Source organism: Sphingomonas ginkgonis (assembly GCF_003970925.1).
In the GTDB taxonomy this organism is placed as follows: Bacteria; Pseudomonadota; Alphaproteobacteria; order Sphingomonadales; family Sphingomonadaceae; genus Sphingomicrobium; species Sphingomicrobium ginkgonis.
Genome location: NZ_RWJF01000001.1, coordinates 389,632 through 411,594 on the forward strand (window position 1 = coordinate 389,632; position 21,963 = coordinate 411,594).

The window sequence follows — 21,963 nt, forward strand, 5'->3', positions numbered from 1 at the left end:
CGCCCCGGGGCCGAAGCCCGGTCAGGCGATTGCCGAGATGACCTGCTGGATAAGCCGGCTGCTCGGATCGACCTGGTAAATGTAGCCGTCGTTATAGCGGTACCAGCGATCCGGTGTGTCGTAGTAGCGGTCACGATAGGCCATCGGGACATTGTACACGTCGTAGCCGTCTGGGAGCTGGCTGCCGACGCCGAGATCGCCGGCGAGCAGCTGGACGATCCCATCGATTACGCCGTTTTGTGGGTTAAGCGAGTAAATCGCATTGTCGCCGTAGCGATAAAATTCGTCAGTCCCGTCCGGATAGTAGTTGGCGTATTGAACCGGCACATTGTAGCTCTGCCAGTCGAGCGGATAGGGCTCGCCGAGTGGGTAATAGCCGTAGCCGGTGTCGAGCGGCAGGATCTCGTCGATGAGGTTGCTGCCGCGGTTCACGCGATAGGCGTAGCCGTCGTCATAGCGATAGTAATAGCGCTGGTCGTCGGGGTACCAGCTGCGCGACCAGTCGGGCAGGTAGGAAGCGCCCCACGCCACCGGCAGGGCCGTTCCGAGCAGCTTCCGCGCCTGGCCGGGCGGCAGGCAGCCATTGTTCTTGCGGGCGAGGCCCGGCGGGCAGCCGTCGAAATAGCCGCGGCCAGGAAAGCGAGCGGCAGAGTAGCCGACCTGATCGTCGAAACGAATGTTGTTGACGGTCTGGACATTCCTCGTCTCGCCTCGCCGGTCGACGAAGTTCACGCGGTTGCGGTTGCCGTGCTGGATGACGGCGCGCGCCTCGCGGCGCTCGGCCCGGCCGCGGCCATGCTCCATCCGGACCTTGCGGTGACCGCCGCCATGCGAGGCGAAGCGACGCTCGCCGCCGCCGCCACGGTGCGCCGAATGTCCATGGCCATGACCGCCGCCGCCACGCGCGGCCATCTGCCGGCCGCCATAGCCGCCGCCATGACCTCCACCGTGCAGACGCGCCATCGCGAAGCCGCCGCCATGGCCACCACCATGACCGCCGCCGCCGCCGCTATCGCCGAAGTGCGGATTGCCGCCGCCATGGCCGCCTCCACCACCGCCGCCATGGGGACTGCCGCCACCGCCGCCGCCATGCGGTCCACCGCCGCCATGGCCACCGCCACCCCCACCGCCGCCGTGACCACCCCCCGGACCGGCGAGCGCGGGAACGGCCATCGCCAGCGCCGCAGCGCCTAGCCCAAGCATCCACTTGCGCATCTTATATCTCCTTCAGGCTCGCTCAACGCGTCTTCGGAAGCGCTCGTTCCGGCGCACGACTGCCGTCCTGACCGGCTCGCCGTGCCAGAATGAACCTCGGCTTTCAGCCGTTTTCAGGAGCGGGTCAGTCTTCTACCCAGTCGCGCTTCAGCCGCGAGGCCGCCAGCGCCATCAGCAATGCGGCGAGCAGGTAGAAGGCGAGGCACAAGGTCGCCGCGTGGCGCAACGCGTCCTGCCCATAGGCTTGCTTCATCGAGTCCGAGAGCCAGCCCATGAGGTAGGGTCCGACGCCCAGCCCGATCAGATTGTTGATCAGCAAGAAGCTGGCCGAGGCGCTCGAACGCATGTGGCGCGGCGCCAGGTGCTGGACGGCCGTGGTGACCGGACCGAGCCAGAGGATGTTGAGCGCGTTGGGGACCAGCAGGAAGGCCCAGGCGATGCTCAGGCTGGATGCGCGGAACCCGGCAAAGAAGAGCGGGGCCGACACCAGCCAGGCGAGCGCGGGAAGCCAGGCATACCAAGCGCGGTTGCCGCCGCCGAGCCGGTCGGCGAGCCAGCCGCCGCCGAACACCCCGACCGTGCCGCCGATCAGCAGTAGGCTGGAGAAGAACTGCGCGCGGTCGAGCAAGCCGAGCCCAAAGCTGCGCTCGAGGATCGAGGGTGTCCAGAGCGCGAGTCCGTAGCCGCACAACGAACTGAAGGAGGAGGCGAATGCCATCAGCCAGAAGCTCGGCTTGCTGGCGAGCAGCGGAAACACCTGGCCGATCGGCGCGGCGCTTCCGCTGGAGCGTTCGGCCGGGGGCAGGTCGCGCACCAGGACCAGCATGACGGGCGCGAGCAGAAGACCGGCCACGCCCATCACGATGAACGCCGCGCGCCAGTTCAGATAGGCGGCAAGATAGGCGCCGATCAGCGTTCCGCCGGCGAGCCCGAGTGGGATGCCGAGCGAGTAAGTGGCGAGCGCCCGGGCCCGGCGCGACGGCGGGAAATAGTCGGCGATTAGCGCATAGCTCGGCGCCACGCCGCCAGCCTCGCCCACGCCTACGCCCAAGCGATAGGCGAATAGCGAAGCGAAGCTGCCGGCCAGCCCGCACAGGGCGGTGAAGGCGCTCCACACGGCAAGCGAGCCGGCGATGACCGCGCTCCGCCGGGTCCGGTCAGCGAGGAGCGCCAGCGGTACGCCCAGCGCCGAGTAGAGGAGCGCGAAGGCTAGCCCGCCAATGGCACCGAATTGAGCGTCGGTGAGGTGGAGGTCGGCCTTGATCGGCCCGGCGAGGATGCCGAGGATCTGCCGGTCGAGGAAGTTGAAGATGTAGGCGAGGAGCAGAAGCGACAGCAGCACGGTCGAGCCGCTGCGCGCCTGCTCCCTGCTCCCCGCCACGCCGGTCAGAACTTGAGCCCGATCGAGGCCCAGAGCTGCCGCGGGTTGCCGTAGTAGCCGGTCAGCACGCCCTCGGTTCCCAGCGTCGGCTGGATCCCCGGCGTTGCGACCGAGCCGACGGCGCTGCCGCTGCGGATGAACTGCCCGGTGAAGGGATTCTGGTTGAGGAAGTTGTAGCCGGCCACGACATACTTCTTATTGGTCAGGTTGCGCCCGTGCAATCCGAGCGTCCACGGCCCGAGATTGAGCACGGCGTTGGCGTCGAGCAGCGAATAGCCCTTCTGGTCGAGCCCCGGCGTGGCCAGTTCGAACTGCTGGCTCTTGCTCCGGTACGACAGGGTCGAGTTGAGGTTCAGCTCGCCGCCGACGAACGGGGTGGTGTAGTTCAGCGTTCCGCTCGCGGTCCACTTCGGCGTGTTCTGGATCTTGCGGAAGTCCGACACGTCCGCCTGGTAGGGCGCGACCCGGGTCAGCACGCCGTTGACGTAGGCGTAGGTGAGCAGCGTCGTGTAGCGCTGGTACTTGGCGTCGAGATAGCCGAGCGACCAGCCGAAGTTCATCCGCGAACCGCCTGCGTTGCCGAACAGCCGCGCGTCGCCTTCCCACTCGACGCCGCGAATGCGGGCCTTGGCGGCATTGGTGGTGATTCCGACAAAAGTCGGCAGGCCGTTGACGACGGTGCCGGCCGAGCCCGGGATCTGCACATCCTTGTAGTCGGCATTGAACAGCGCCACCGCGGTGTAGATGCGGCGGTCGAACAGGCTGGCCTTGTAGCCGACCTCCTCGGTCCGGACCTTCTCCGGCTTGAAGGTCAGGAAGTTATACTGCTCCGAATAGTCGCGCACCCCGTTGTTGTTGGTGTCGGGAGCCTGCGTCGAGAGGCCGCGCGGATCGAAGCCTCCGCCTTTGAAGCCCTGCGCATAGCTCGCGTAGAAGGTGTTGTCGGCGTTCGGCTTGAAGCTGAGCGACACGCGCGGGGTGAAGGCATCGTCCTTGCGGCGGCCATCGAAGTTGCTGGTCGGTGCACCGAACGGAACCCCTGCGCCGCTGAACAGGGGTGAGCCGCCGCCGAGATAGTTCTGGCGGAAGATCGTCGAGTGACGCTTGTCGTTGGTGTAGCGAAGCCCGGCCGACAGCGCGAATTGCGGCGTGAAGTTGTAGGTGAAGTCGCCGAACAGCGCCCAAGCCTTGGTCTCGACATTGCCCTGAGTCAGCGCGGCCAGGCCGGCGACCGTGGTGAACAGCCGGACGTCGAAAGCGGTGAACGCCTTGGCGTTGAGGTAATAGCCGCCCAGCACGCCCTGCAGCGGACCCTTGTTGACCTGGAGCTGAAGCTCCTGGCTGAACTGGCGGTTGCGGTAGAAGGCGGGGACATCGACATCGACCGCGGCGAGCGCGTCGAAGTCGATCGGGGTGGCGCTGTTGTCCTTGCGCCAGGCAGTGATCGACTTGAAGGTCAGCCCTTCCGCGAACGTCCATTGGCCGTGCAGGTCGACGCCCTTCGAGACGACCTTCTGCTTGGGCGAGACCAGCCCACCCTGCGAGTCGAACACGTCGGCCAGGACCGGCGCTCCGGAGCGCTGGCCGGGGATCAGCCGGTGGCCGCCGCGCGTGCTGCTGTCGTCGCGGGTGTGGTCGGCGTTGATTCGAAACATCAAATCGTCACTGGTGCCGAACTCGGCCGAGACGCGCGCGGCAGTGACGTCCTTGTCGTAGTTGCTGTAGCCGGTGGTGAGATTGCGGCCGTAACCGTCACGGGTGAGCCGGGCGACCGCGCCGCCGATGCGGAACCAGTCGGCGATCGGCAGCGAGCCCGAGACCACCCCGTTGACCATGTCGTGGGTGCCGGCGTCGAGCCGGGCCGAGATGGTCGGCCGGTTGGCCAGCCGGCGGGTGACATATTTCACCGCGCCGCCAATGGTGTTGCGGCCGTAGAGCGTGCCTTGCGGGCCGCGCAGCACCTCGATCCGGTCGACGTCGTAGATGTCGAGCACCGCGCCCTGCGGCCGGTTGAGGTAGACGTCGTCGAGATAGATGCCGACGCCCTGCTCGAAGCCGGCGACCGGGTCCTGCTGGCCGACGCCGCGGATGAAGGCGGTCAACGTCGAGTTGGTGCCGCGCGAGACTTCGAGGGTGACGTTCGGGGCCGACTGGGCAACATCGGTGATGTCGATCGCGCCCTGCTTGTCGAGCTGCGCACCGGTGATCGCGGTCACCGCGATCGGGACGTCCTTGAGGCTTTCCGCGCGGCGCCGGGCGGTGACGACGATGTCGCCGGTGCTGGCATCGCCGGGCGAGGTGGCGGTAGTCTGGTTGATCGCCTGCGCGGTCCGCTCTTCCGGGTTGCTGGCGGGGGGAGCGGCGATGTCCGGCTGGCTCGGGGTCGGCTGCGCCTGCGCGAAGGCCGGCGTTGCGGCGAACACGGCCATGGTCGAAGCGCCGACGAGAAGCACGCGGCGGTACAGCGTCGAGGACGACATGATTGAAAACCCCTCCTGTTCACGGCGCACCGTCAATCCGGTTGCGCTCCCTTGCTCGCTTCGACTAATGAAAGTCGAACCGGCTTTCAACTTCGTTTGCAGGAAGTGGGTTGAGAAACGAGCGAGCCGTTGCTGGGGCGACACATGAGGGGTCGGTGGGGATGAAGGAAACGGCGTCGAGAAACGCCGCTGCTAGCGCGGGGACGGGGGATGGATCGGCGATGCTGCGTCTCGAGTCGGGCGGTGGTAGCGCGGCCAGCGACGGCAAGGCCCCGCGGACCGCGCGCGGTGAGCGGACGCTGCGCAAGATCCTCGACGCGGCGCGGGTCGAGTTCGGCGACAAGGGCTTCGCGGACAGCTCGATCGTCGGCATTACCAGCCGTGCCAAGGTCGCGCTCGGCACCTTCTATACCTACTTCGACAGCAAGGAGGACGTGTTCCGCGCGCTGGTTCGCGACATGTCGGACCGAGTCCGCGAACATGTCGCGCCGTCGCTCAGCGGAGCCAGCGACGGGATCGAGGCCGAGAGCTGCGCGCTCGAGAGCTTCCTCCGCTTCGTCGAGCAGCAGAAGCAGGTCTATCGGATCATCGACGAAGCCGAGTTCGTCGATCCGCAGGGCTTCCACGACCATTACCAGACCACCGCCACCCGCATCGCCGCCCGGCTCGACGCGGCGGCGGCCCGCGGCGAGGTCCAGCCGGCCGCCGACCCGCTCGAGAGCGAGGTGCGCGCCTGGGCGGTCATGGGAATGAACGTCTTCCTCGGCCTGCGCTATGGAGTCTGGTCGCACGAGGAACCGGAGAAGGTCGCCGCCGCCGCCGCCCGGCTGCTCCGCGGCGGATTAGCCAAGCGCTAGCGGCGGGCGCGGGCCGTCCAGCGCATCGCCTGATCTAGCATCCGCAGGTAGAGCGGCTCGGCATATTGCTCGGGCCGGTGACCGATCGCCGAGTAGAAGACCCGCCCGCGGCCGAGCATCCGGGTCCAGGCGATTGGATGGTCACCCATCCGCAGGTCCTCGCCATTCATGCCGACCAGCCGGTAGCTCCGCTCGTCCAGGGTCGCGAGAACATGGGCGCCGCTCGCGCGCGGATTGGCACGGAAGCTGTACCACTCGTCGGTCATCGACCAGCTCGGCGGAAGCCCGCTGGTGACCGGCCCCGAACGATCCTCCAGCCGGATCGTCGCCGCCTGGAACTGCGGACTCATCGGGTGGCCGAGGAAGCGGGCGCCGATCAGACGGTCGCTGTACCAGTCCCAGAAGGTCGCCGGGTCGCCCGCCGAGCCGTGGACTGCGACGAAGCCGCCGCCGCGCTCGACGAAGCGGCGGAGGGCGGCCCGCTGCGAGAGGGTCAGTACGTCGCCGCTGATGTTGTTCCAGATCACCGCATCGAACGAGCGCAGCGTCGCGGCATTGATCGCACCGCCGCGATCGGTCGAGGCGAGCGCCCAGCCGTGGCGCCGGGCGATGGTGACGAAGGCGGCGTGCGCGGCGTCCACCGACGGCGAGTCGCGGAAGCCGTTGATCTTTTCGAACAGGAGAAAGCGCGGGCGTCCTGCGGACAGCTTGAACGCCGGCCGGTCGTCGTCGTAGCGGGCGCAGCGCTGGCGCCGATCCTCCGCCGTGACCGGCACGGCTGCGAGCGCCCGGTCGAGCCGCTCCAGTTGGACCGAGGCGTCCGGCCCCTTCACCACGTCGCGGACGGTCAGGATGGCGGCGAAGCTTGGCGCCTCGGTGCGGAGGAAGTCGGCGGGCAGGCCCCGCCCGAGATCAGGCACTCTTTGGCGGAGGATCGCCGCGGCGCGCGGGCTCAGCAGCAGGTCGATCAGCGGCGATCGCGAGGAGAAGGGCGCGTCGCGCAGCGGGCAGTCGAGCGGCGCGGCCATGGCTGGCGTTGCAGCCAACAAGGAGAGTAGGGCCAACAAGAATCTACGCATCGACACTCCCCCTCACGTTCGCACGGGCCCGGTCCGGCCTACAGGTTGCGCAGCGCCTCCAACAGAAGGTCGACATCCGCCTCGTCCTGGTAGAGCCCGAACCCGATCCGCAGCACGTCGCCGCGCACGTCGGTGACGATGTTGCGCGCGCTGAGCGCATCGCACCAGCCCTTCGCCGCGGGCGAACGCAGCGCGAGGAAGCGGGCGTGTTGCTCCCCGGATGTGGGGTTGAGCAGTTCCGCCGTGCCAAGCACGCTGTCGCCTAATTCGTCGATCAATCGTTGCTGGAGTTCTCGTACCAGCCCCGAGATCCGGGCGGTCGTCAGCCCATTCGCCGCCAGCATCCCGCGCACGGCGAGGAAGCGGTAGAGCGCGCTGGGGTCGAACGTCGCCCCCATGAAGCGCATCGCGTCCGGAGCGTACCCGATCTGGCCTGGCGGAAGGGTCAGGTCCTCGAATTCTGCGTACCAGCCGGTCAGCGGCGGCCGCGCGCCGAACTCCGGCGGGCAGTGGAGAAAGCCCATCCCCTCGCCGCTCATCGCATATTTGTAACCGCCGCCAAGATAGAAGAGCCGCTCGCCCAGCGCGGGGGTGAGCGGCGCGTCGAGCGCCATGAAGGCGTGATAGCCGTCGACGACCACCCAGGGTCCGGCCGGATCGGCGAGCCGCGCGAGCTCCTCCAGCCCGGCGAAGACGCGCCCGCTTCCGAACAGGACGTGGCTGACGAGGATGAGGTCGTGCTCGCCCGCGGCCGCCCGCGCGAGGAAGCGATTTGCAAAGTCGTCGAACGGCTCGGCCGCCACCACGTCGAGGGTAACGCTGCCCTCCTCCGCCCAGCGCGCGAACTGTCGCCGGGCACTGTGGAACTCGCCGTCGCTGGTGAGGATCCGCAGCGGCCCGCCAGCGCGACGCGGCGCCGCGCCCCATAGTCGGACGAGGAAGTCGTGGGTGTTCGCCGCGAACACTACGGCGTCCGATTGGCCAGTCCCGAGCTCAGCCGCGACCTCGGCCTGGGCGGCGGACCAGATCTCGCCCATCACCCGCTTCCACTTGCGGTCGGCGAGCCGCGCCGCATCATCCCAGCATTCGATCTGTCCTTCGCGCGAGGCGTCGGGCCAGAGATGATGACTGTGCGCGGCGAAGTGGAGCCGGTCCGGATCGGCCGCCAGGCTACGCGCGAAGAGCGGCTTGAAGCTCATAGCTCGGTCCTCAGCCGCCACAGCTCGGGGAAGGCACGCTTGGCGAGGGTGGACTGGAGATAGGCGACACCCTCCGACCCGCCCGTCCCGGGCTTGCCGCCGATGATCCGCTCGACCGTCAGCACATGCTTGTGCCGCCACCCGGCCAGCGCATCGTCGATGTCGACCAGCTTCTCGGCCATCTCGTAGAGGTCGAACCAGCGGTCGGCGTTGCGGTACACGGCGAGCCAGCTCGGCGCCCCGGCCCGTTCGCGCGCCGCATCGCAGACCTCCCACAGGCTGGGTGCCTCGAGGGCGGCCGCGAGCCGCGCATGCCCTTCGCCGCTGCCTTCGTGGAACCGAAGGAAGTTGGGATCTTTCAGCCCAAGCCGATATTCGAGCTCACGGAATTGCGCCGACTGGAAGCCCGACGAGGTGCCGAGCACCGCCCGGAACTTGCCATAGTCGACCGGAGTCAGGGTCGCGAGCACGTCCCAGGACAAAGTCATGACCGACTGGATCCGGCTAACCCGGGCCAGCGCCTTGTAGGCCTCCGCGGGGCGGTCGGCGGCGATCAGCTCGATCGCCAGCGCCACCTCGTGAAGCATCTGCTTGAGCCACAGTTCCTTCGTCTGGTGGATGACGATGAACAGCATCTCGTCGTGGAGGTCGCTGAGCGGCTTCTGCGCCGACAGCAGCGTCGGCAGCTGGAGATAGTCGGCATAGGTCATGCCGGCGGGCGTCGCGGTCATGCTCGTGGCCTAGGCCAAAGCGGGCGCCGCGTCACGCCGCCCGCGGCAGGGTTCAGCTGCCGGGCGAGCTGTCGCCGCCGGCACCAGGGGCCGCGCCGACCACGCCGATGTTGCCGAAGATCTCGTCGAAGAAGCTCTTCTTGCGGCCGAGGGTCGGCGTGAGGTCGCGGCTCGGACGGATGTAGCGGACCAGCTCGCGCCCGGTCTGGTTGACCGAGGCGACGTTTCCGGCCTGGTCGAACTTCACCCGCAGCACGGTCTGGTCGGTGACCCGCGGCTGGCGGAAGGCGATGGTGGTCGTCTTGCGCGCCACATAATACCATTCGCTCTGGTCGAACTGACCGGTGAAGGTCGGCCGGCCGAGCGCCTTGGCGACCGAGTCCTTGTTGTCGACGCCCGGCTGGATGGTGGAGGCGAGCTGCTTGTCCATGACGAAGCCTTTGGTGTCGTGGACGCCCGCGCAGCCCGCCAGCGCGCTCGCACCGAGGACCAGGCCTGCCAGGGTCATCGCTCGAACAGTCATCACTTCACTCCATTGGGGAGAGCGCCGCCCTTGCGCGGGTGCACCCCGGCCCTCCATATGCGCGCCAGCCGTTTGCGCAAGTGCGCGGGCGCTCCTGAACGGAGGATGACAGTGAAGGCGCTGATGCGTCTCTTCAAGAGCGAACCCAACGTCGCGCGTCCGCTCTACAACGCGGTGGTGGAGCGCGCCCGCGAGCCGGACTGGTATCGCGACCTCGGCGTGCCGGACACGATCGACGGGCGCTTCGCCATGCTTGCGACCATCCAGGCGCTGACCACGTTGCGGCTCGAACAGGGCGAGGACGAGGCGCGGCGGTCCAGCGTCGCGCTGACCGAATGCTTTATCGAGAACATGGACGTGGAAATGCGCCAGCTCGGCATCAGCGATCCCGGCATCTCGAAGAAGGTCGGCAAGCTGGTCGGCTCGCTTGGCAACCGGGTCGGCGAGTGGCGCCGGGTCGCCGCCGGCGAGGCGAGCTGGACCGCGGCGACCCACCGCAGCGTCTATCGCGAGGTGGAGGTCGAAGGATCCGTCGCGGCGCTGATGGAGCAGCGGCTGCGCGCTTTCTGGGCCGCGCTGCAGCGGACCTCCGACGAGGCGCTCGTCGCCGGCCAGCTGCCGTGAGCGACTTCGCCCACCGGCTGAACCTCGCGCAGGTCCGCGACGGGCAGCGGCTCGACCTCGTCGCCGACGATGCGGAGCGCGACGCGGTGCGCGACCGGCTCGGGCTGGCCCGGCTGGAGCGGTTCGAGGCGCATGTCGCGCTGACCCGAGAGGGCGAGCGGGTCCATGCCGAGGGACGGATCCGGGCGGCGCTCGAGCAAAGCTGCGTCGCGACGGGCGAGCCGGTGCCGGCCCATGTCGACGAGTCCTTCGCCATCGACTTCCTGCCGGAACCGCACGGCACTGCGCCCGACGAGGAGATCGAGCTGAGCGAGGCGGACTGCGACGTGGTGTTCCACGACGGCCAGTCGATCGATCTCGGCGAGGCGCTCGCCGACACGCTGGCGCTGAGCCTCGATCCCTATCCCAGGGCGCCAGAGGCTGACACCGCGCTGCGCGAAGCCGGCGTGCTCAGCGAGGAGCAGGCCGGGCCGTTCGCGGCGCTGGCAGCGCTCAAGCAGCAGAAGTCCCCCGAATAATCGTCCCGCCGCTCGGCACGCTCGCTCCAGCCAAGTTTTTCTCTGCAACCGGAAATTCCCTTCGCAGCGGGGCGTTGCTGCTTTGCGAGAGATTACAGGACAGAGAAAGCGATCGACGATGAATGAAGAGCGGCAAGCGGGCAGCGGCGGCGAAACCCATCAGCAGGGGAGCGACTATCCCGTCCTCACCACCAACCAGGGGATCGCGATCGCCGACAACCAGAACAGCCTGAAGGGTGGCGAACGCGGCCCGACGCTGCTCGAGGACTTTGTCCTTCGCGAGAAGATCTTCCACTTCGACCATGAGCGCATTCCCGAGCGGATCGTCCACGCCCGCGGCTCCGGCGCGCACGGAGTGTTCACCGCCACCGACGACTTCTCCGACGTTTGCAAGGCGGCGCTGTTCAAGAGCGGCACCGAGACCCCGGTGTTCGTCCGCTTCTCGACGGTCGCCGGCGGCGCGGGAAGCGTCGACACGCCGCGCGACGTGCGCGGCTTCGCGGTCAAGTTCTACACGAGCGAGGGCAATTGGGATCTGGTCGGTAACAACATCCCGGTCTTCTTCATCCAAGACGCGATCAAGTTTCCGGACCTGATCCATGCGGCCAAGATGGAAGCCGACCGGGCCTATCCGCAGGCCGGCACCGCGCACGACACCTTCTGGGACTTCGCCTCTTTGATGCCCGAAACGACCCACATGCTGATGTGGGCGATGAGCGACCGCACTCTGCCGCGCTCGCTGCGGATGATGGAAGGCTTCGGAATCCACAGCTTTCGGCTGATCAATGCCGAGGGCAAGGAAAGTTTCGTCAAGTTTCACTGGAAGCCCAAGCTCGGCATCCAGTCGACGATCTGGGACGAGGCGCTTAAGCTCCAGGCCGCCGACAACGACTATCACCGCCGAGACCTCTACGAGGCGATCGCCAGCGGCGACTATCCCGAGTGGGAACTCGGCGTGCAGGTGTTCGACGAGGAGTTCGCCCGAGCGCAGCCATACGATGTGCTCGACTCGACCAAGCTCATCCCCGAGGAAGACCTGCCGGTGCGGGTCATCGGAACCCTCCAGCTCAACCGCAACCCGGACAATTTCTTCGCCGAGACCGAGCAGGTCGCCTTCTGCCCCGGCAATGTCGTGCCCGGCGTCGACTTCTCCAACGACCCGCTGCTGCAGGGACGGCTCTTCTCCTACCTAGACACGCAGAAGTCGCGGCTAGGCACAGCCAATTTTCACCAATTGCCGATCAACGCCCCGCGCTGTCCGATGATGAACTTCCAGCGCGACGGGCAGATGCAGATGACCGTCCCGCAGGGCCGCGCCAACTATGAGCCGAACAGTCTATCGCAGGGTGGCGAGGACGGCGGCCCGCGCGAATGCCCGGCGCGCGGCCATTCGCCCGCCAATCTTGCCAGCGGGGAGCGGGAGAGCGGGCCCAAGCTCCGCGTCCGTTCGGAGCTGTTCGCCGACCATTACAGCCAGGCGCGGATGTTCTGGCTCAGCCAGGACCCGCACGAGCAGGCACATATCGCCTCCTCCTTCGCCTTCGAGCTGAGCAAGGTCGAAATGCCGCAGATCGCGCCGCGGCTGGTTGCCAACCTGCGCAACGTCGATGAGGGGCTCGCGCAGCGCGTCGCCAACGCGCTCGGTCTCCCGCTGCCCGAGAAGGCGCCCGCCTCGCGCGAGCCGGTCGACATGGAGCCGTCCGACGCGCTGTCGATCCACAAGAACATGAAGCCGCTGCTAAAGGGCCGGCAGGTCGGGATCCTGATCGCCGACGAGACCGACGCAAACCAGCTCCAGCAGCTGGTCGACGCGGTCGGGGCGGAGGGCGGCAAGGCGATGATCGTCGCCCCGCGTATCCACGCCACCAAGCTCAGCGACGGAACCATGCAGAAGGCCGACGGCGGCCTGCTGGGAACGCCTTCGCAGATCTTCGATGCGGTCGCGTTGCTGCTGTCGGCCGAGTCGGCGCAGCTGCTCGCCCGGCAGGGCGCGGCGGTGCAGTGGGTGATGGATGCCTTCGGCCATCTGAAGGCGATCGGCGCCACCCCCGAGGCGCAGCCGCTGCTCGACAAGGCCGGGGTCGAGAAGGACGCCGGCGTGACCGACCTCGACGGCTTCGTCGAGGCGGCCAAGCACCGCTATTACGATCGCGAGCCGACCCTGCGCATGCTCGCCTGATCAGGCCGCGGCGGCGACGTTCCCCTTAGAAGGGAACGTCGTCGTCGAGGTCGCTGTCGAACGCCGCCGGCTGCGGACGTGCGCCGGAGCTTCCGCCACGCCCGGATCCGCCGCCGCTGTAGCCGCCCGACCCGAAGCCGCCACCACCGCCGGAACCGCCGAAGCCCTCGTCGTAGCCGCCGCTGCTGCTTGAACCACCACCGAAGCCGCCGCCACCGCCGCCTTCACCGCGGCCGTCGAGCAGCACCATGCTGGAGTTGAAATTGCGCAGCACGACCTCGGTCGAATAGCGGTCCTGGCCCTGCTGGTCCTGCCACTTGCGGGTCTCCAGCTGGCCCTCGAGATAGACCTTGCTGCCCTTTTTCAAATAGCGCTCGGCGACGTTGGCGAGGCCCTCGCTCATGATCTTGACCGTGTGCCATTCGGTCTTTTCCTTGCGCTCGCCGCTGTTGCGGTCCTTCCAGTTCTCCGACGTGGCGATGCGCAGCTCGACCACCTTGCCGCCGTTCTGGAAGCTCCGGCTCTCGGGATCGCGGCCGAGATTGCCGACGAGTATGACCTTGTTGACGCTGCCCGCCATGCTTCTCTCCGCTACAGGCCGGCGAAGCGCGCCAGCCAATAAGTTGCTCCTGCCGCGATGTAGGCCAGCGCGAACAGGTAGCCAACCATGAACAGCGGCCATTTCCAGCCGTTGGTCTCGCGCCTCGTGACCGCGATGGTCGAGATGCACTGGGGAGCGAAGACGAACCAGGCGAGGAAGGCGAGCGCGGTCGGCAGCGGCCAGCGCCCGCGCAGCCGATCCTCGAGATTGGCCGCCTGCTGGTCCTCGTCCTTGCTGTCGACCGAGTAGACGGTGGCGATGGCGCTCACCGCCACCTCGCGCGCCGCCATCGCCGGGAGCAGCGCGAGGCTGATCTCGTGGTTGAACCCGACCGGGCGGACCACCGTCTCGATCCCGTCGGCGATGTGGCCGGCGATCGACACTTCGCTCTGCTTCTGCCCGGGCCCGGCCTGCGGGAAGCTGGTCAGTGCCCAAAGCACCAGCGTGGTGACGAGGATGATCCCGCCCGCCCGCTTGAGGAAGATCGCGGCGCGCTGCCACAACCCAAGCGCAACGTCCTTGAGGATCGGCAGCTGATACTTGGGCAGCTCCATCATGAAGAAGCCGCTCGCTCCCTTGGCGACGCTGCGCCGGAGCACCGCGGCGGCGAGCAGCGCACCGACGATCCCCGCGAGGTAGAGCCCGAACAGGACCAACCCCTGAAGGCCGATCACCCCGCCGACCTTGCGCGCGGGTATGAACGCGGCGATCACCAGCGTGTAGACCGGGAGCCGGGCCGAGCAGGTCATCAACGGCGCGACGAGGATGGTCGTCAGCCGGTCCTTCTCATTATCGATGGTGCGCGTCGCCATGATCCCCGGCACCGCGCAGGCGAAGCTCGACAGGAGCGGGATGAAACTCCGCCCAGACAGGCCGACGCGGTGCATCAGCCGGTCCATCAGGAAGGCGGCGCGAACCATGTAGCCGGTCGCCTCGAGCAGCAGGATGAACAGGAAGAGGATGAGGATCTGCGGCAGGAAGGTGATCACCGCCCCGACCCCGTTGATCGCCCCGTCGACCACGAGCGAACGAAGGATGCCCGGCGGCAAGGTCGCGCTGGCGCGGTCGCCGGCCCAGGCGACCAGCGTCTCGATCCAGCCTACCGGCGTCTCGGACCAGGCGAACACCGCCTGGAACATGACGAACAGGATGCCGGCGAGGATCAGCGGGCCGGCGACCGGGTGCAGCAGCACCGCGTCCAGCCGATGGGTGATCCGCCGCACCGGGGTCTCGCTCCGGACCGCGTGGGCCGCGATCGAACGGGCGCTCCGCTGCAGCTGCAACGGGTCATGAGAGGGAGCGGCGCCCGCGCGGATCTTGCGCGGACCGAGCAGCAGCTCGGCGAGGCTGCCGCGCAGCTGCTCGATCCCGCGGCGGCGGACCGCGACGGTCTCGACCACCGGCACGCCGAGGTCGGCGGAGAGGCGCTCGGCGTCGATCTCCAGCCCGTCGCGTCTCGCCATGTCGATCATGTTGAGCGCGACCACGGTCGGCAGGCCGAGCGCGATCAGCTGGAGCGCGAAGCGGAGGTGATTGTCGAGGTTGGACGCATCGACCACGATCAGCAGCGCGTCGGGCAGCCGCTCGCCCTTCTGCTTGCCGAGCAGCACGTCGCGGGTGACCGCTTCGTCAGGACTGGAGGGATCGAGACCGTAGGAGCCGGGCAGGTCGACCAGCTCCACCGGGCGTCCGTCGGGCAGGGTCATCCGGCCGCCCTTCCGCTCGACGGTCACGCCGGGATAGTTGCCGACCTTCTGTCGGGCGCCGGTCAGGGCGTTGAACAGCGCACTCTTGCCGGCGTTGGGATTGCCGACGACCGCAACCAGCGGGGCGGGGTTCACTGGACCAGCGGCACCACGCGGACCGCCCGCGCATGGGCCCGACGGATGGCGACGGTCATTCGCCCGACGCGCACCGCCACGGGGTCGCGGCCGACCGGTCCAAGGTGCAGCGGTTCGACGGTGACGCCCTCGTCGAACCCGAAGTGGCGCAGGCGGCAGCCTTCCGCTTCCTCCAGCTCGTCCCAGCGAATCTCGACGACCCGCGCGCGGGCGCCGACCCGCAGTTGGTCCAGTCCGATCGCGAAAGCCTGGGTGGTCATCGGCGCCGTCATTTGCGAGTGATTATCATTAACTGTTGGGAAGCGCCAGTGATTCCCTGTTCATCCTGTCAGCGTGCAGGATAGCGCAGTCGACCGAGGAACCGGCTGAGGCTCGGGCGCCGGATGGCATTCGCGGACCAGCCAGACTTCCACTTCTCGAACTGCATGACATTCTCGATTCGGCGGTCGAGAAAGGCGCGGGTTTCGCCGTATCCCTCGCTCTCGTCGGTCAGCAGCGCGAGCAGGGTCGAGCCGTAGACGGCGGACAGGGTCGTCCGCTTGGTGTAATGATTATAGTCGGTCGCCGTGTCGCCGGCGAGGCGCCACATCAGGTTCGCGCTGTTCCACGAAGTACGCAGCGCGGTCGGGACGTTCTGCGGCAGCGCAAGTATCGACAGGGCACTGCGGAGCGCCTCGCGCGTCGCCGCGGCCTGTTCGATGCGGAACCAAACGAGTTCGGTGATCCGCTGGCGGATCGACAGCGCGGCGATCCGTTCGGGCGGGAAGGCGGCGACCATCGCCAAGTCGATGCTTTCGATCCAGGCGCTAACGAGATCGAGTGGCCGGGCCCCGAGCGCGAGCCGGGCCTGGGCCACCGGTACTTCGGCCTGACCCGCCGCGGAATCGACCGCCTCCTCGGTCCAACCGTCGAACACGGCGTTTTCGGCGACCAGCGGGGCGAGGCGGAGGCGCAGGGCGGCAAGCGGGGTCATCTCGGCCATGAAGGTCAAGTGGCGCCTCGCCCGCGCGGTTGCAAGCGGACCAGCACCAGCGCGGCGGCGATCGCCACCATCCCGGCGAAGTCGGCGGCGCTTAGACGCTCGCCATAGGCGATCCATCCGACCAGCGCGGAAATGGCCGGCTGGGTGAGCAGCGCGAGGCCGACCACCAGCGGCGGAAAGGTGCCGATGGCATAGACCAGCAGACCTTGGCCGATCACCTGGCTCGATAGCGCGAAGATCAGCAGCGGGGTCCAGTCGTGCGGGACGATCCGCTCGCCGATCGCCAGACACAGCGGCAACAGCATGGCCGCGCTGAACAGGCTGGAGAGGACGAGAACGGGGAGTGGCGGGAGCTCGGCCCGCGCCCGCTCGATGAAGATCAGATACCCGGTGTAGAGCAGGCCGGCGATCAGGGTCAGCAGATCGCCATGAAGATAGCGCACGTCTAGCTCGTAGCTGCTTGCCATCAGCAGGGCCGTGCCCGCGCCGGCGAGCAGCAGCGCGGCTCCTTGCAGCCGCGATGGCCAGCGCCGCGCCAGCCAGAGGCCGTAAGCGGCGAAGCCGAAGCTGGCGAAATTGCCGAACAGCGCGCTGTTGCCGAGCTTGGTCATGCGAATGCCGACGTTCCAGCTGGCAAGGTCGGCGGCGTAGAAGAGCGCGCCGATGGCGATCGCCACGACCAGCGCGCGCCGCGGCCAGTGCGCCGGCTGCCCGGTGACGCGGGCGAGCAGGAACAGCACCGGCAGCGCGAGGCTGAGCCGCCAGAAACCCGCTGCGACTGGCCCCGTGTCGGCCAGCCGGACCAGCCAGGGCCCGAAGGCCAGCGCCACATTGCCGAGAAGCAGCGCGGCGAAGGCAAGCGGGTGCGGCTTGGCGGGATCTCGCGGGTTCACCGTCGCGCCCTAGGCACGGCCGCCCGCCGCGCCAACCGAAAAGGAACGGCGGCATGGCGTCGCGCATTGTTCGCCTGAGGGCGACGGAACGAAGGGGCAAGTCATGCGCAAGGCAGTCATCGGCGGAGCAGCGGCAGCCGGAGCAGCGCTGCTCGGCGCGGCCGCCATCTACTATTTTCGCGAGAAAGAAACGCCTGGGCCGACCTATCGCGTTCTGCGCAGCGAAGGGGAGCTGGAGATCCGGTCCTATCCCGCACTGACCGTCGCCGAGACGGTGGTGCAGGGCCCGCGCAAGCGCGCGCTCGGCGAAGGCTTCCGCCGGCTCGCCGACTATATCTTCGCCAAGTCGCGGGCCGGCGAGGCGCTCCCGATGACCGTTCCGGTCCTGCAGGAATCGGCCGAGCACGACACGCCGATGTTCTTCGACGACACTGCCGAGGGCGGCTGGCGCGTGCGGTTCGTCATGCCCGACGGACGAAGCGAGGAGAACCTCCCGGATCCGCCGGCCGAGATCGAGCTGGTGCTGGTGGCCGAACGGCGGGTCGGCGCGATCCGCTTCTCGGGCGTGGCGTCGGACGACAAGCTGACGGTCCACGAGGACCTGCTGCGCGGCTGGCTGACCCGGCTCGGCGAAGCGCCTGCCGCCGAGCCCGAATATGCCTTCTACAACTCGCCGATGATCCCGCCGCCGCTGCGCCGCTGCGAGGTTCTGCTGCCGCTCAGCTAAAGCGGTTGCGAAGTTCGAACAGGGCGATCGCGGCCTTCGCCGCTCCGCCGCCCTTGTCGGACTGAGCGGGATCGGCCCGGACAATCGCCTGCGCTTCGTTTTCGACCGTCAGCACGCCGTTGCCGACCGCCAGCCCGTCGAGCGTCAGCGCCATGACCCCGCGGGCGCTCTCCTCGGCGACGATCTCGAAGTGATAGGTTTCGCCGCGGATCACCACGCCGAGCGCAACGAAGGCGTCGAATCGCCCGCTCTCCGCCGCCAGAGCAATGGCGCCGGGGAGCTCCAACGCTCCGGGAACGGTCACCGTTTCGTGGCTGTGTCCCCCGGCCTCGATCGCTCCGCGCGCGCCTGCCAGCAGCATGTCGTTGAGATGGCCGTAGAAGCGCGCCTCGACGATCAGCACATGCGCCATCAGTTCACTCCCTCGATCGGACGCTCTTCGACGATGCTCAGCCCGTAACCGGCGAGTCCGACCGGCGAGTGGCGGGTGTTGGTGAGCAGGATCATTTCATGGATGCCGAGCGCCGCGAGGATCTGCGCCCCGGTGCCGTAGCTGCGGAGCATCTCACCCTCGGCGGCGCTGCCCTGGCGGCCGACCTTGCGCGAGAGAAAGGACGGGTCCGATCCCCACAGCGTGACGAGCACGCCCGAGCCGTGCGTCTCGATCATCCGCATCGCGCCCTGAAGCAGCCCGGCGCGCGGGCCCTGCTCGCCAAGCGTGTCGGCGAAGAAGTCGAGCCCGTGCATCCGCACCAGCGTCGGCGTGTCCGGTTCGATCCGGCCCAGCACCAGCGCCAGCTGCTCGACCCCCGACGCCTTGTCGCGGAAAACCTGCGCCTGCCACTCGGTCCCGCTGGCGCTGCGGAAGCCATCGGTCGCGACCCGTTCGACCATATGGTCGTGCTTGAGTCTGTAGGCGATCAGGTCGCGGATCGTACCGATCTTGAGCCCATGCTGGCGGGCGAAATCCATTAGGTCGTCGAGGCGGGCCATGGTCCCGTCCTCGCGCATGATCTCGCAGATGACCCCGGACGGGTTGAGACCGGCGAGGCGCGAAACGTCGACCGCCGCCTCGGTATGACCGGCCCGGACCAGCACGCCGCCCGGGCGGGCAATCAGCGGAAAGACATGGCCGGGAGAGACCACCGCGTCAGGGCCGTTACCCGAATCGATCGCTACCGCGACGGTGCGCGCGCGATCGGCCGCGCTGATGCCGGTGCTGATTCCTTCGCGCGCCTCGATCGAAACCGTGAAGGCTGTCTCGTTGCGGCTGCGATTGTGCTGGCTCATCGGCTTGAGTTCAAGCTGCTCGGAGCGCTCCTTCGTGATCGCCAGACAGATCAGCCCGCGCCCGTGTCGCGCCATGAAATTGATCGCGTCCGGCGTCGCCATCTGCCCGGGGATGATGAGGTCGCCCTCATTCTCCCGGTCGGCATCGTCGACCAGAATGTACATCCGGCCGTTGCACGCCTCGTTGATAATCGCCTCGGCGCCCACCAGCACATCAGTGGTGCCGCGCTGGATCAGCTTTTCCAGCCGGGTCAGCGTATCGGCGGTCGGGTTCCAGTCCGGCTGGCCAAGCTTGCGCAGGGAATTAGGATGAAGCCCGGCAGCCCGTGCCAGCCCGGCCCGGCTGATCTCGCCGGTGGCGATGATGGCGTTAAGCCGTTCGATGAGCGACTGCGACATGGGCCAGCCGTATCACATCCAAATGTGTGTGTCGCGACCAAAGATCAGCTAGTCTGCTGTGATCTGCTGATGGTTATGCGGTCAATATAGCGAGCAATCACATCAATCTCGACATTCAGCTGGCAGCCAGCCTCCGCACCACCCAACGTCGTTTCCTGCGCTGTGTGCGGAATGACGTTGACCGCGAACCGCGTCTCTTCCGCTTCGTCTTGGATGCCATTGACGGTAAGCGAGACGCCGTCGAGGGTGACCGAACCCTTGGCGGCGACGTAGCGGCCCAGGTCGGGGCTGATGGCAAGCTCGATCCGTCGGCTGTCGCCTTCGGGAGAGACCCCAACAACGGTCGCAAGCCCATCGACATGCCCCGTCACGAGATGACCGCCGAGTTCGTCTCCCAGCCGCATCGCGCGCTCAAGGTTGAGCCGGGCACCTACTCGCCACTGTCCGGGCGCGGTCCGCGACAGCGTCTCGCCGGAGACGTCGACCGCGAACCAGTCGTCGCCCTTGTCGACCACGGTCAGGCAGACGCCCGAGCAGGAGATCGACGCGCCGAGATCAACCGACGCCATGTCATAATCACAGCCAATCACGAGCCGAGGGTCGCCCCGCTGCTCGACGCTGCGGACCGTTCCGACGCTGGTGACAATGCCGGTAAACATGCGCGCGGTTCCTAGTGAAGGCGGATCCGGCCGCGACACGCTGGAGCGGGCGAAGGGATTCGAACCCTCGACCCCAACCTTGGCAAGGTTGTGCTCTACCCCTGAGCTACGCCCGCTCTGGCGAAAGGCCGGAAGGACCGGCCGGGTGAGGCGGCGCGCCTAGCACGCGTTTCGCGGCCCGCGCAACCCTCCTTGTGGCATCGCCCCCTCGCGCTCATATGGCCGACGAACAATGAGGGAGTGAGCGTGGCGACTCTGGGTCTGAACGAGGCGGAACGCGCGGCGGTCGAGCGCTTCGAGCGCGAGGTGATGACGCCGTCGATGTCCAGCCTGGTTGTGCTTCAGTTCACCGCCAGCTGGTGCGGTCCCTGCAAGCAGCTGTCCCCGATCCTCGAAAAGGTCACGGCCGAGCTCGCGCCACAAGGCGTTCAGCTGGTCAGGATCGACATCGACGAACAGCGCATCATCGCCGACCAGTTCCGCATCCAGTCGGTGCCAACCGTCTATGCGCTGTACCGCGGCCAGCCGGTCGGCGATCTCACGCCCTATCGGAGTGAGGGCCAGCTCCGGCAGATCCTCGAGCAGCTCGTCGGACGTCTTGGCGTCAAGGGTGAGGCACAGGCGCTGGAGGCGCAGGTCGACCCGCTGCTGCAGATGGCCGAGCAGGTACTGGAGGACGGCGACGCACCCCGCGCGGAGAACATCCTGCGCCAGGTGCTGGAGCTCGCCCCCTACCATCCCGAGGTCAATGCGGCGCTCGCCCGCGCCCTGGTTGCCCAGCAGCGCGGCGACGAAGCACGCGCCCTGCTCGACGGGCTCGACGAGAAGACCCGGAAGGATCCGGCCGTTGCTCGGGCGAGGGCTGCTTTGGAGCTCGCGTCCGCAGCGCCCGTCGGCGATTCAGCCGAACTCGAGGCGCGCGCCGCGGCCAACCCCGATGACCTTGACACCCAGTTTGAGCTGGCCCAGGCGCAGATAGCGGCGGGCGATCGCGACCGGGCGGCCGACCTGCTGCTGGAGATCGTCGGCAAGGACCGGGAGTGGCGCGAAGGCGAGGCGCGGCAGCGCTTCCTCCAGCTGCTCGAGGCGCAGGGTCTCGGTGACCCGTGGAGTCGCAACCAGCGCCGCCGCCTGTCGGCCCTGCTCTTCACATGAGCCGGATTCAGATCCCGATCTTCCCGCTGGCCGGCGCGCTGCTGTTCCCGCGCGCGCAGCTTCCGCTCCACATCTTCGAGCCGCGCTACCGTGAGATGGTTCGCGATGCGGCCGCCGGGCCGGGCCGGATCGGGATGATCCAGCCGTCGAGCCTCGCCGACGGGCCGGAGCGCCCGCCGATCGCGGCCGTCGGTTGCCTCGGCGAGCTGGTCAACGTCGAGGAGCTCGACGACGGGCGCTTCAACATCGTCCTCCAGGGTTCTCACCGCTTTCGCGTGGTCGACGAGCTGTCGGTCGACACCGCCTACCGCCAGGCGGACGTAGAGCTGGGCCTGTTCGACGACGAGGAGCCCTCACCCCTCAGTATCGCCCGCCGAGCGTCGGTCGAGGAGGAAGCGCGCCGATTGGGCGACGCGATGGGGCTGACGGTCGACTGGAACGCGGTGAACCGGCTCGACGACGAAATGCTGGTCAATGCCATTGCCCAGGTCGCGCCCTTCGATCTCGGGGCCAAGCAGGCGCTGCTGGAAGCGGTATCGCTCCACGACCGGGCCGACCTGCTGGTGCAGCTGATGCAGTTTCAACGGCTCGCGCTGACCGGGTTCGAAACCCAGCCGACGCTGCAGTAGC

At 67.9% G+C, this 21,963-nt stretch carries 22 protein-coding genes and 1 tRNA gene; 7 read left to right on the forward strand and 16 right to left on the reverse strand.

The genetic code is table 11. The features are described 5' to 3' along the window. Positions 1-21: 21 nt before the first annotated feature. The 3 genes from HMF7854_RS15905 to HMF7854_RS01930 all read right to left on the reverse strand — a co-directional run bounded on the left by HMF7854_RS15905 (position 22) and on the right by HMF7854_RS01930 (position 5,076). Complete coding sequence (locus tag HMF7854_RS15905; protein WP_221766402.1) at positions 22-1,215, reverse strand: hypothetical protein; 1,194 nt, start codon at positions 1,213-1,215, stop codon at positions 22-24. 124 nt (positions 1,216-1,339) lie between these two features. Then, positions 1,340-2,596 carry a spinster family MFS transporter gene (locus HMF7854_RS01925; protein WP_239016796.1) on the reverse strand — a complete coding sequence of 419 codons (1,257 nt, stop codon included), beginning with the start codon at positions 2,594-2,596 and terminating at the stop codon, positions 1,340-1,342. Between the two features lie 5 nt (positions 2,597-2,601). After that, a complete protein-coding gene (locus tag HMF7854_RS01930) occupies positions 2,602-5,076 on the reverse strand; it encodes a TonB-dependent receptor (RefSeq protein ID WP_185829119.1) in 2,475 nt (824 codons plus the stop codon). Positions 5,077-5,297: 221 nt separating this feature from the next. Between HMF7854_RS01930 and HMF7854_RS01935 the strand changes: the two genes are divergently transcribed. Beyond that, a complete protein-coding gene (locus tag HMF7854_RS01935) occupies positions 5,298-5,933 on the forward strand; it encodes a TetR/AcrR family transcriptional regulator (RefSeq protein ID WP_126717563.1) in 636 nt (211 codons plus the stop codon). On the opposite strand, the gene HMF7854_RS01940 is transcribed toward HMF7854_RS01935, so the two are convergent. From HMF7854_RS01940 to HMF7854_RS01955, 4 genes are all read right to left on the reverse strand, one after another. After that, positions 5,930-6,961, reverse strand: a complete 1,032-nt coding sequence (locus tag HMF7854_RS01940; RefSeq protein WP_239016797.1) for a ThuA domain-containing protein — start codon at positions 6,959-6,961, stop codon at positions 5,930-5,932. The two genes, HMF7854_RS01935 and HMF7854_RS01940, sit on opposite strands and share 4 nt — an antisense overlap. 89 nt (positions 6,962-7,050) lie before the next feature. After that, positions 7,051-8,211 (reverse strand): kynureninase/PvdN C-terminal domain-containing protein, encoded by a 1,161-nt coding sequence (locus tag HMF7854_RS01945; protein ID WP_126717565.1) that lies wholly within the window; start codon positions 8,209-8,211, stop codon positions 7,051-7,053. After that, a complete protein-coding gene (locus HMF7854_RS01950; RefSeq protein ID WP_185829120.1) occupies positions 8,208-8,942 on the reverse strand; it encodes a tryptophan 2,3-dioxygenase in 735 nt (244 codons plus the stop codon). Before HMF7854_RS01950 ends, HMF7854_RS01945 begins: the two co-directional genes overlap by 4 nt. A gap of 52 nt (positions 8,943-8,994) precedes the next feature. Continuing rightward, a complete protein-coding gene (locus HMF7854_RS01955; protein ID WP_126717566.1) occupies positions 8,995-9,450 on the reverse strand; it encodes an outer membrane protein assembly factor BamE in 456 nt (151 codons plus the stop codon). A 138-nt stretch (positions 9,451-9,588) separates the two neighbouring features. Between HMF7854_RS01955 and HMF7854_RS01960 the strand changes: the two genes are divergently transcribed. The 3 genes from HMF7854_RS01960 (at position 9,589) to HMF7854_RS01970 (ending at position 12,786) form a co-directional block, all read left to right on the forward strand. Continuing rightward, positions 9,589-10,089 carry a ubiquinol-cytochrome C chaperone family protein gene (locus HMF7854_RS01960; protein WP_185829121.1) on the forward strand — a complete coding sequence of 167 codons (501 nt, stop codon included), beginning with the start codon at positions 9,589-9,591 and terminating at the stop codon, positions 10,087-10,089. Next, entirely contained in the window at positions 10,086-10,607 is a 522-nt protein-coding gene (locus HMF7854_RS01965) for a YceD family protein (protein WP_126717568.1), read from the forward strand. Before HMF7854_RS01960 ends, HMF7854_RS01965 begins: the two co-directional genes overlap by 4 nt. 118 nt (positions 10,608-10,725) lie before the next feature. Continuing rightward, positions 10,726-12,786 carry a catalase gene (locus HMF7854_RS01970; protein WP_126717569.1) on the forward strand — a complete coding sequence of 687 codons (2,061 nt, stop codon included), beginning with the start codon at positions 10,726-10,728 and terminating at the stop codon, positions 12,784-12,786. 25 nt (positions 12,787-12,811) lie between these two features. Here HMF7854_RS01970 and ssb read toward each other — a convergent pair whose 3' ends face one another. The 5 genes from ssb to HMF7854_RS01995 form a co-directional block, all read right to left on the reverse strand. After that, complete coding sequence (ssb, locus tag HMF7854_RS01975) at positions 12,812-13,366, reverse strand: single-stranded DNA-binding protein (RefSeq protein WP_126717570.1); 555 nt, start codon at positions 13,364-13,366, stop codon at positions 12,812-12,814. Between the two features lie 11 nt (positions 13,367-13,377). Beyond that, the gene (gene feoB / locus HMF7854_RS01980; protein ID WP_126717571.1) at positions 13,378-15,228 is read right to left on the reverse strand and encodes a ferrous iron transporter B; all 1,851 of its coding nucleotides are present in this window, start codon (positions 15,226-15,228) and stop codon (positions 13,378-13,380) included. Then, positions 15,225-15,488 carry a FeoA family protein gene (locus HMF7854_RS01985; RefSeq protein WP_126717572.1) on the reverse strand — a complete coding sequence of 88 codons (264 nt, stop codon included), beginning with the start codon at positions 15,486-15,488 and terminating at the stop codon, positions 15,225-15,227. Before HMF7854_RS01985 ends, feoB begins: the two co-directional genes overlap by 4 nt. Before the next feature lie 68 nt (positions 15,489-15,556). Further along, the gene (locus HMF7854_RS01990; RefSeq protein ID WP_126717573.1) at positions 15,557-16,210 is read right to left on the reverse strand and encodes a COQ9 family protein; all 654 of its coding nucleotides are present in this window, start codon (positions 16,208-16,210) and stop codon (positions 15,557-15,559) included. Positions 16,211-16,215: 5 nt separating this feature from the next. Continuing rightward, complete coding sequence (locus HMF7854_RS01995) at positions 16,216-17,103, reverse strand: DMT family transporter (protein ID WP_126717574.1); 888 nt, start codon at positions 17,101-17,103, stop codon at positions 16,216-16,218. Positions 17,104-17,206: 103 nt separating this feature from the next. On the opposite strand from HMF7854_RS01995, the gene HMF7854_RS02000 reads away from it, so the two are divergent. Further along, positions 17,207-17,830: an SOUL family heme-binding protein gene (locus HMF7854_RS02000; RefSeq protein WP_126717575.1), complete on the forward strand. Its 624-nt coding sequence runs from the start codon at positions 17,207-17,209 to the stop codon at positions 17,828-17,830. On the opposite strand, the gene ribH is transcribed toward HMF7854_RS02000, so the two are convergent. The 4 genes from ribH to HMF7854_RS02020 all read right to left on the reverse strand — a co-directional run bounded on the left by ribH (position 17,823) and on the right by HMF7854_RS02020 (position 20,294). Continuing rightward, positions 17,823-18,242: a 6,7-dimethyl-8-ribityllumazine synthase gene (gene ribH / locus HMF7854_RS02005; protein WP_126717576.1), complete on the reverse strand. Its 420-nt coding sequence runs from the start codon at positions 18,240-18,242 to the stop codon at positions 17,823-17,825. The two genes, HMF7854_RS02000 and ribH, sit on opposite strands and share 8 nt — an antisense overlap. Beyond that, a complete protein-coding gene (gene ribB / locus HMF7854_RS02010; RefSeq protein ID WP_126717577.1) occupies positions 18,242-19,519 on the reverse strand; it encodes a 3,4-dihydroxy-2-butanone-4-phosphate synthase in 1,278 nt (425 codons plus the stop codon). Before ribB ends, ribH begins: the two co-directional genes overlap by 1 nt. Before the next feature lie 44 nt (positions 19,520-19,563). Beyond that, the gene (locus HMF7854_RS02015; protein WP_126717578.1) at positions 19,564-20,178 is read right to left on the reverse strand and encodes a riboflavin synthase; all 615 of its coding nucleotides are present in this window, start codon (positions 20,176-20,178) and stop codon (positions 19,564-19,566) included. A gap of 41 nt (positions 20,179-20,219) precedes the next feature. Beyond that, positions 20,220-20,294: transfer RNA gene (locus HMF7854_RS02020), tRNA-Gly, on the reverse strand. Positions 20,295-20,424: 130 nt separating this feature from the next. Here HMF7854_RS02020 and HMF7854_RS02025 point away from each other — a divergent pair. Both HMF7854_RS02025 and HMF7854_RS02030 read left to right on the forward strand, forming a co-directional pair. After that, positions 20,425-21,333: a tetratricopeptide repeat protein gene (locus HMF7854_RS02025; RefSeq protein ID WP_239016798.1), complete on the forward strand. Its 909-nt coding sequence runs from the start codon at positions 20,425-20,427 to the stop codon at positions 21,331-21,333. Continuing rightward, positions 21,330-21,962 (forward strand): LON peptidase substrate-binding domain-containing protein, encoded by a 633-nt coding sequence (locus tag HMF7854_RS02030; RefSeq protein ID WP_126717579.1) that lies wholly within the window; start codon positions 21,330-21,332, stop codon positions 21,960-21,962. The genes HMF7854_RS02025 and HMF7854_RS02030 overlap by 4 nt, the downstream gene beginning before the upstream one ends. Position 21,963 lies beyond the last annotated feature (1 nt).

Coding starts and splice junctions, on each gene's coding strand:
- HMF7854_RS15905 (WP_221766402.1), bottom strand. CDS start 1,215: ATGCGCAAGTGGATGCTTGGGCTAGGCGCTGCGGCGCTGGCGATGGCC.
- HMF7854_RS01930 (WP_185829119.1), bottom strand. CDS start 5,076: ATGTCGTCCTCGACGCTGTACCGCCGCGTGCTTCTCGTCGGCGCTTCG.
- HMF7854_RS01935 (WP_126717563.1), top strand. CDS start 5,298: ATGCTGCGTCTCGAGTCGGGCGGTGGTAGCGCGGCCAGCGACGGCAAG.
- HMF7854_RS01940 (WP_239016797.1), bottom strand. CDS start 6,961: ATGGCCGCGCCGCTCGACTGCCCGCTGCGCGACGCGCCCTTCTCCTCG.
- HMF7854_RS01945 (WP_126717565.1), bottom strand. CDS start 8,211: ATGAGCTTCAAGCCGCTCTTCGCGCGTAGCCTGGCGGCCGATCCGGAC.
- HMF7854_RS01950 (WP_185829120.1), bottom strand. CDS start 8,942: ATGACCGCGACGCCCGCCGGCATGACCTATGCCGACTATCTCCAGCTG.
- HMF7854_RS01955 (WP_126717566.1), bottom strand. CDS start 9,450: ATGACCCTGGCAGGCCTGGTCCTCGGTGCGAGCGCGCTGGCGGGCTGC.
- HMF7854_RS01960 (WP_185829121.1), top strand. CDS start 9,589: ATGCGTCTCTTCAAGAGCGAACCCAACGTCGCGCGTCCGCTCTACAAC.
- HMF7854_RS01970 (WP_126717569.1), top strand. CDS start 10,726: ATGAATGAAGAGCGGCAAGCGGGCAGCGGCGGCGAAACCCATCAGCAG.
- ssb (WP_126717570.1), bottom strand. CDS start 13,366: ATGGCGGGCAGCGTCAACAAGGTCATACTCGTCGGCAATCTCGGCCGC.
- HMF7854_RS01985 (WP_126717572.1), bottom strand. CDS start 15,488: ATGACCACCCAGGCTTTCGCGATCGGACTGGACCAACTGCGGGTCGGC.
- HMF7854_RS01990 (WP_126717573.1), bottom strand. CDS start 16,210: ATGGCCGAGATGACCCCGCTTGCCGCCCTGCGCCTCCGCCTCGCCCCG.
- HMF7854_RS02000 (WP_126717575.1), top strand. CDS start 17,207: ATGCGCAAGGCAGTCATCGGCGGAGCAGCGGCAGCCGGAGCAGCGCTG.
- ribH (WP_126717576.1), bottom strand. CDS start 18,242: ATGGCGCATGTGCTGATCGTCGAGGCGCGCTTCTACGGCCATCTCAAC.
- ribB (WP_126717577.1), bottom strand. CDS start 19,519: ATGTCGCAGTCGCTCATCGAACGGCTTAACGCCATCATCGCCACCGGC.
- HMF7854_RS02015 (WP_126717578.1), bottom strand. CDS start 20,178: ATGTTTACCGGCATTGTCACCAGCGTCGGAACGGTCCGCAGCGTCGAG.
- HMF7854_RS02030 (WP_126717579.1), top strand. CDS start 21,330: ATGAGCCGGATTCAGATCCCGATCTTCCCGCTGGCCGGCGCGCTGCTG.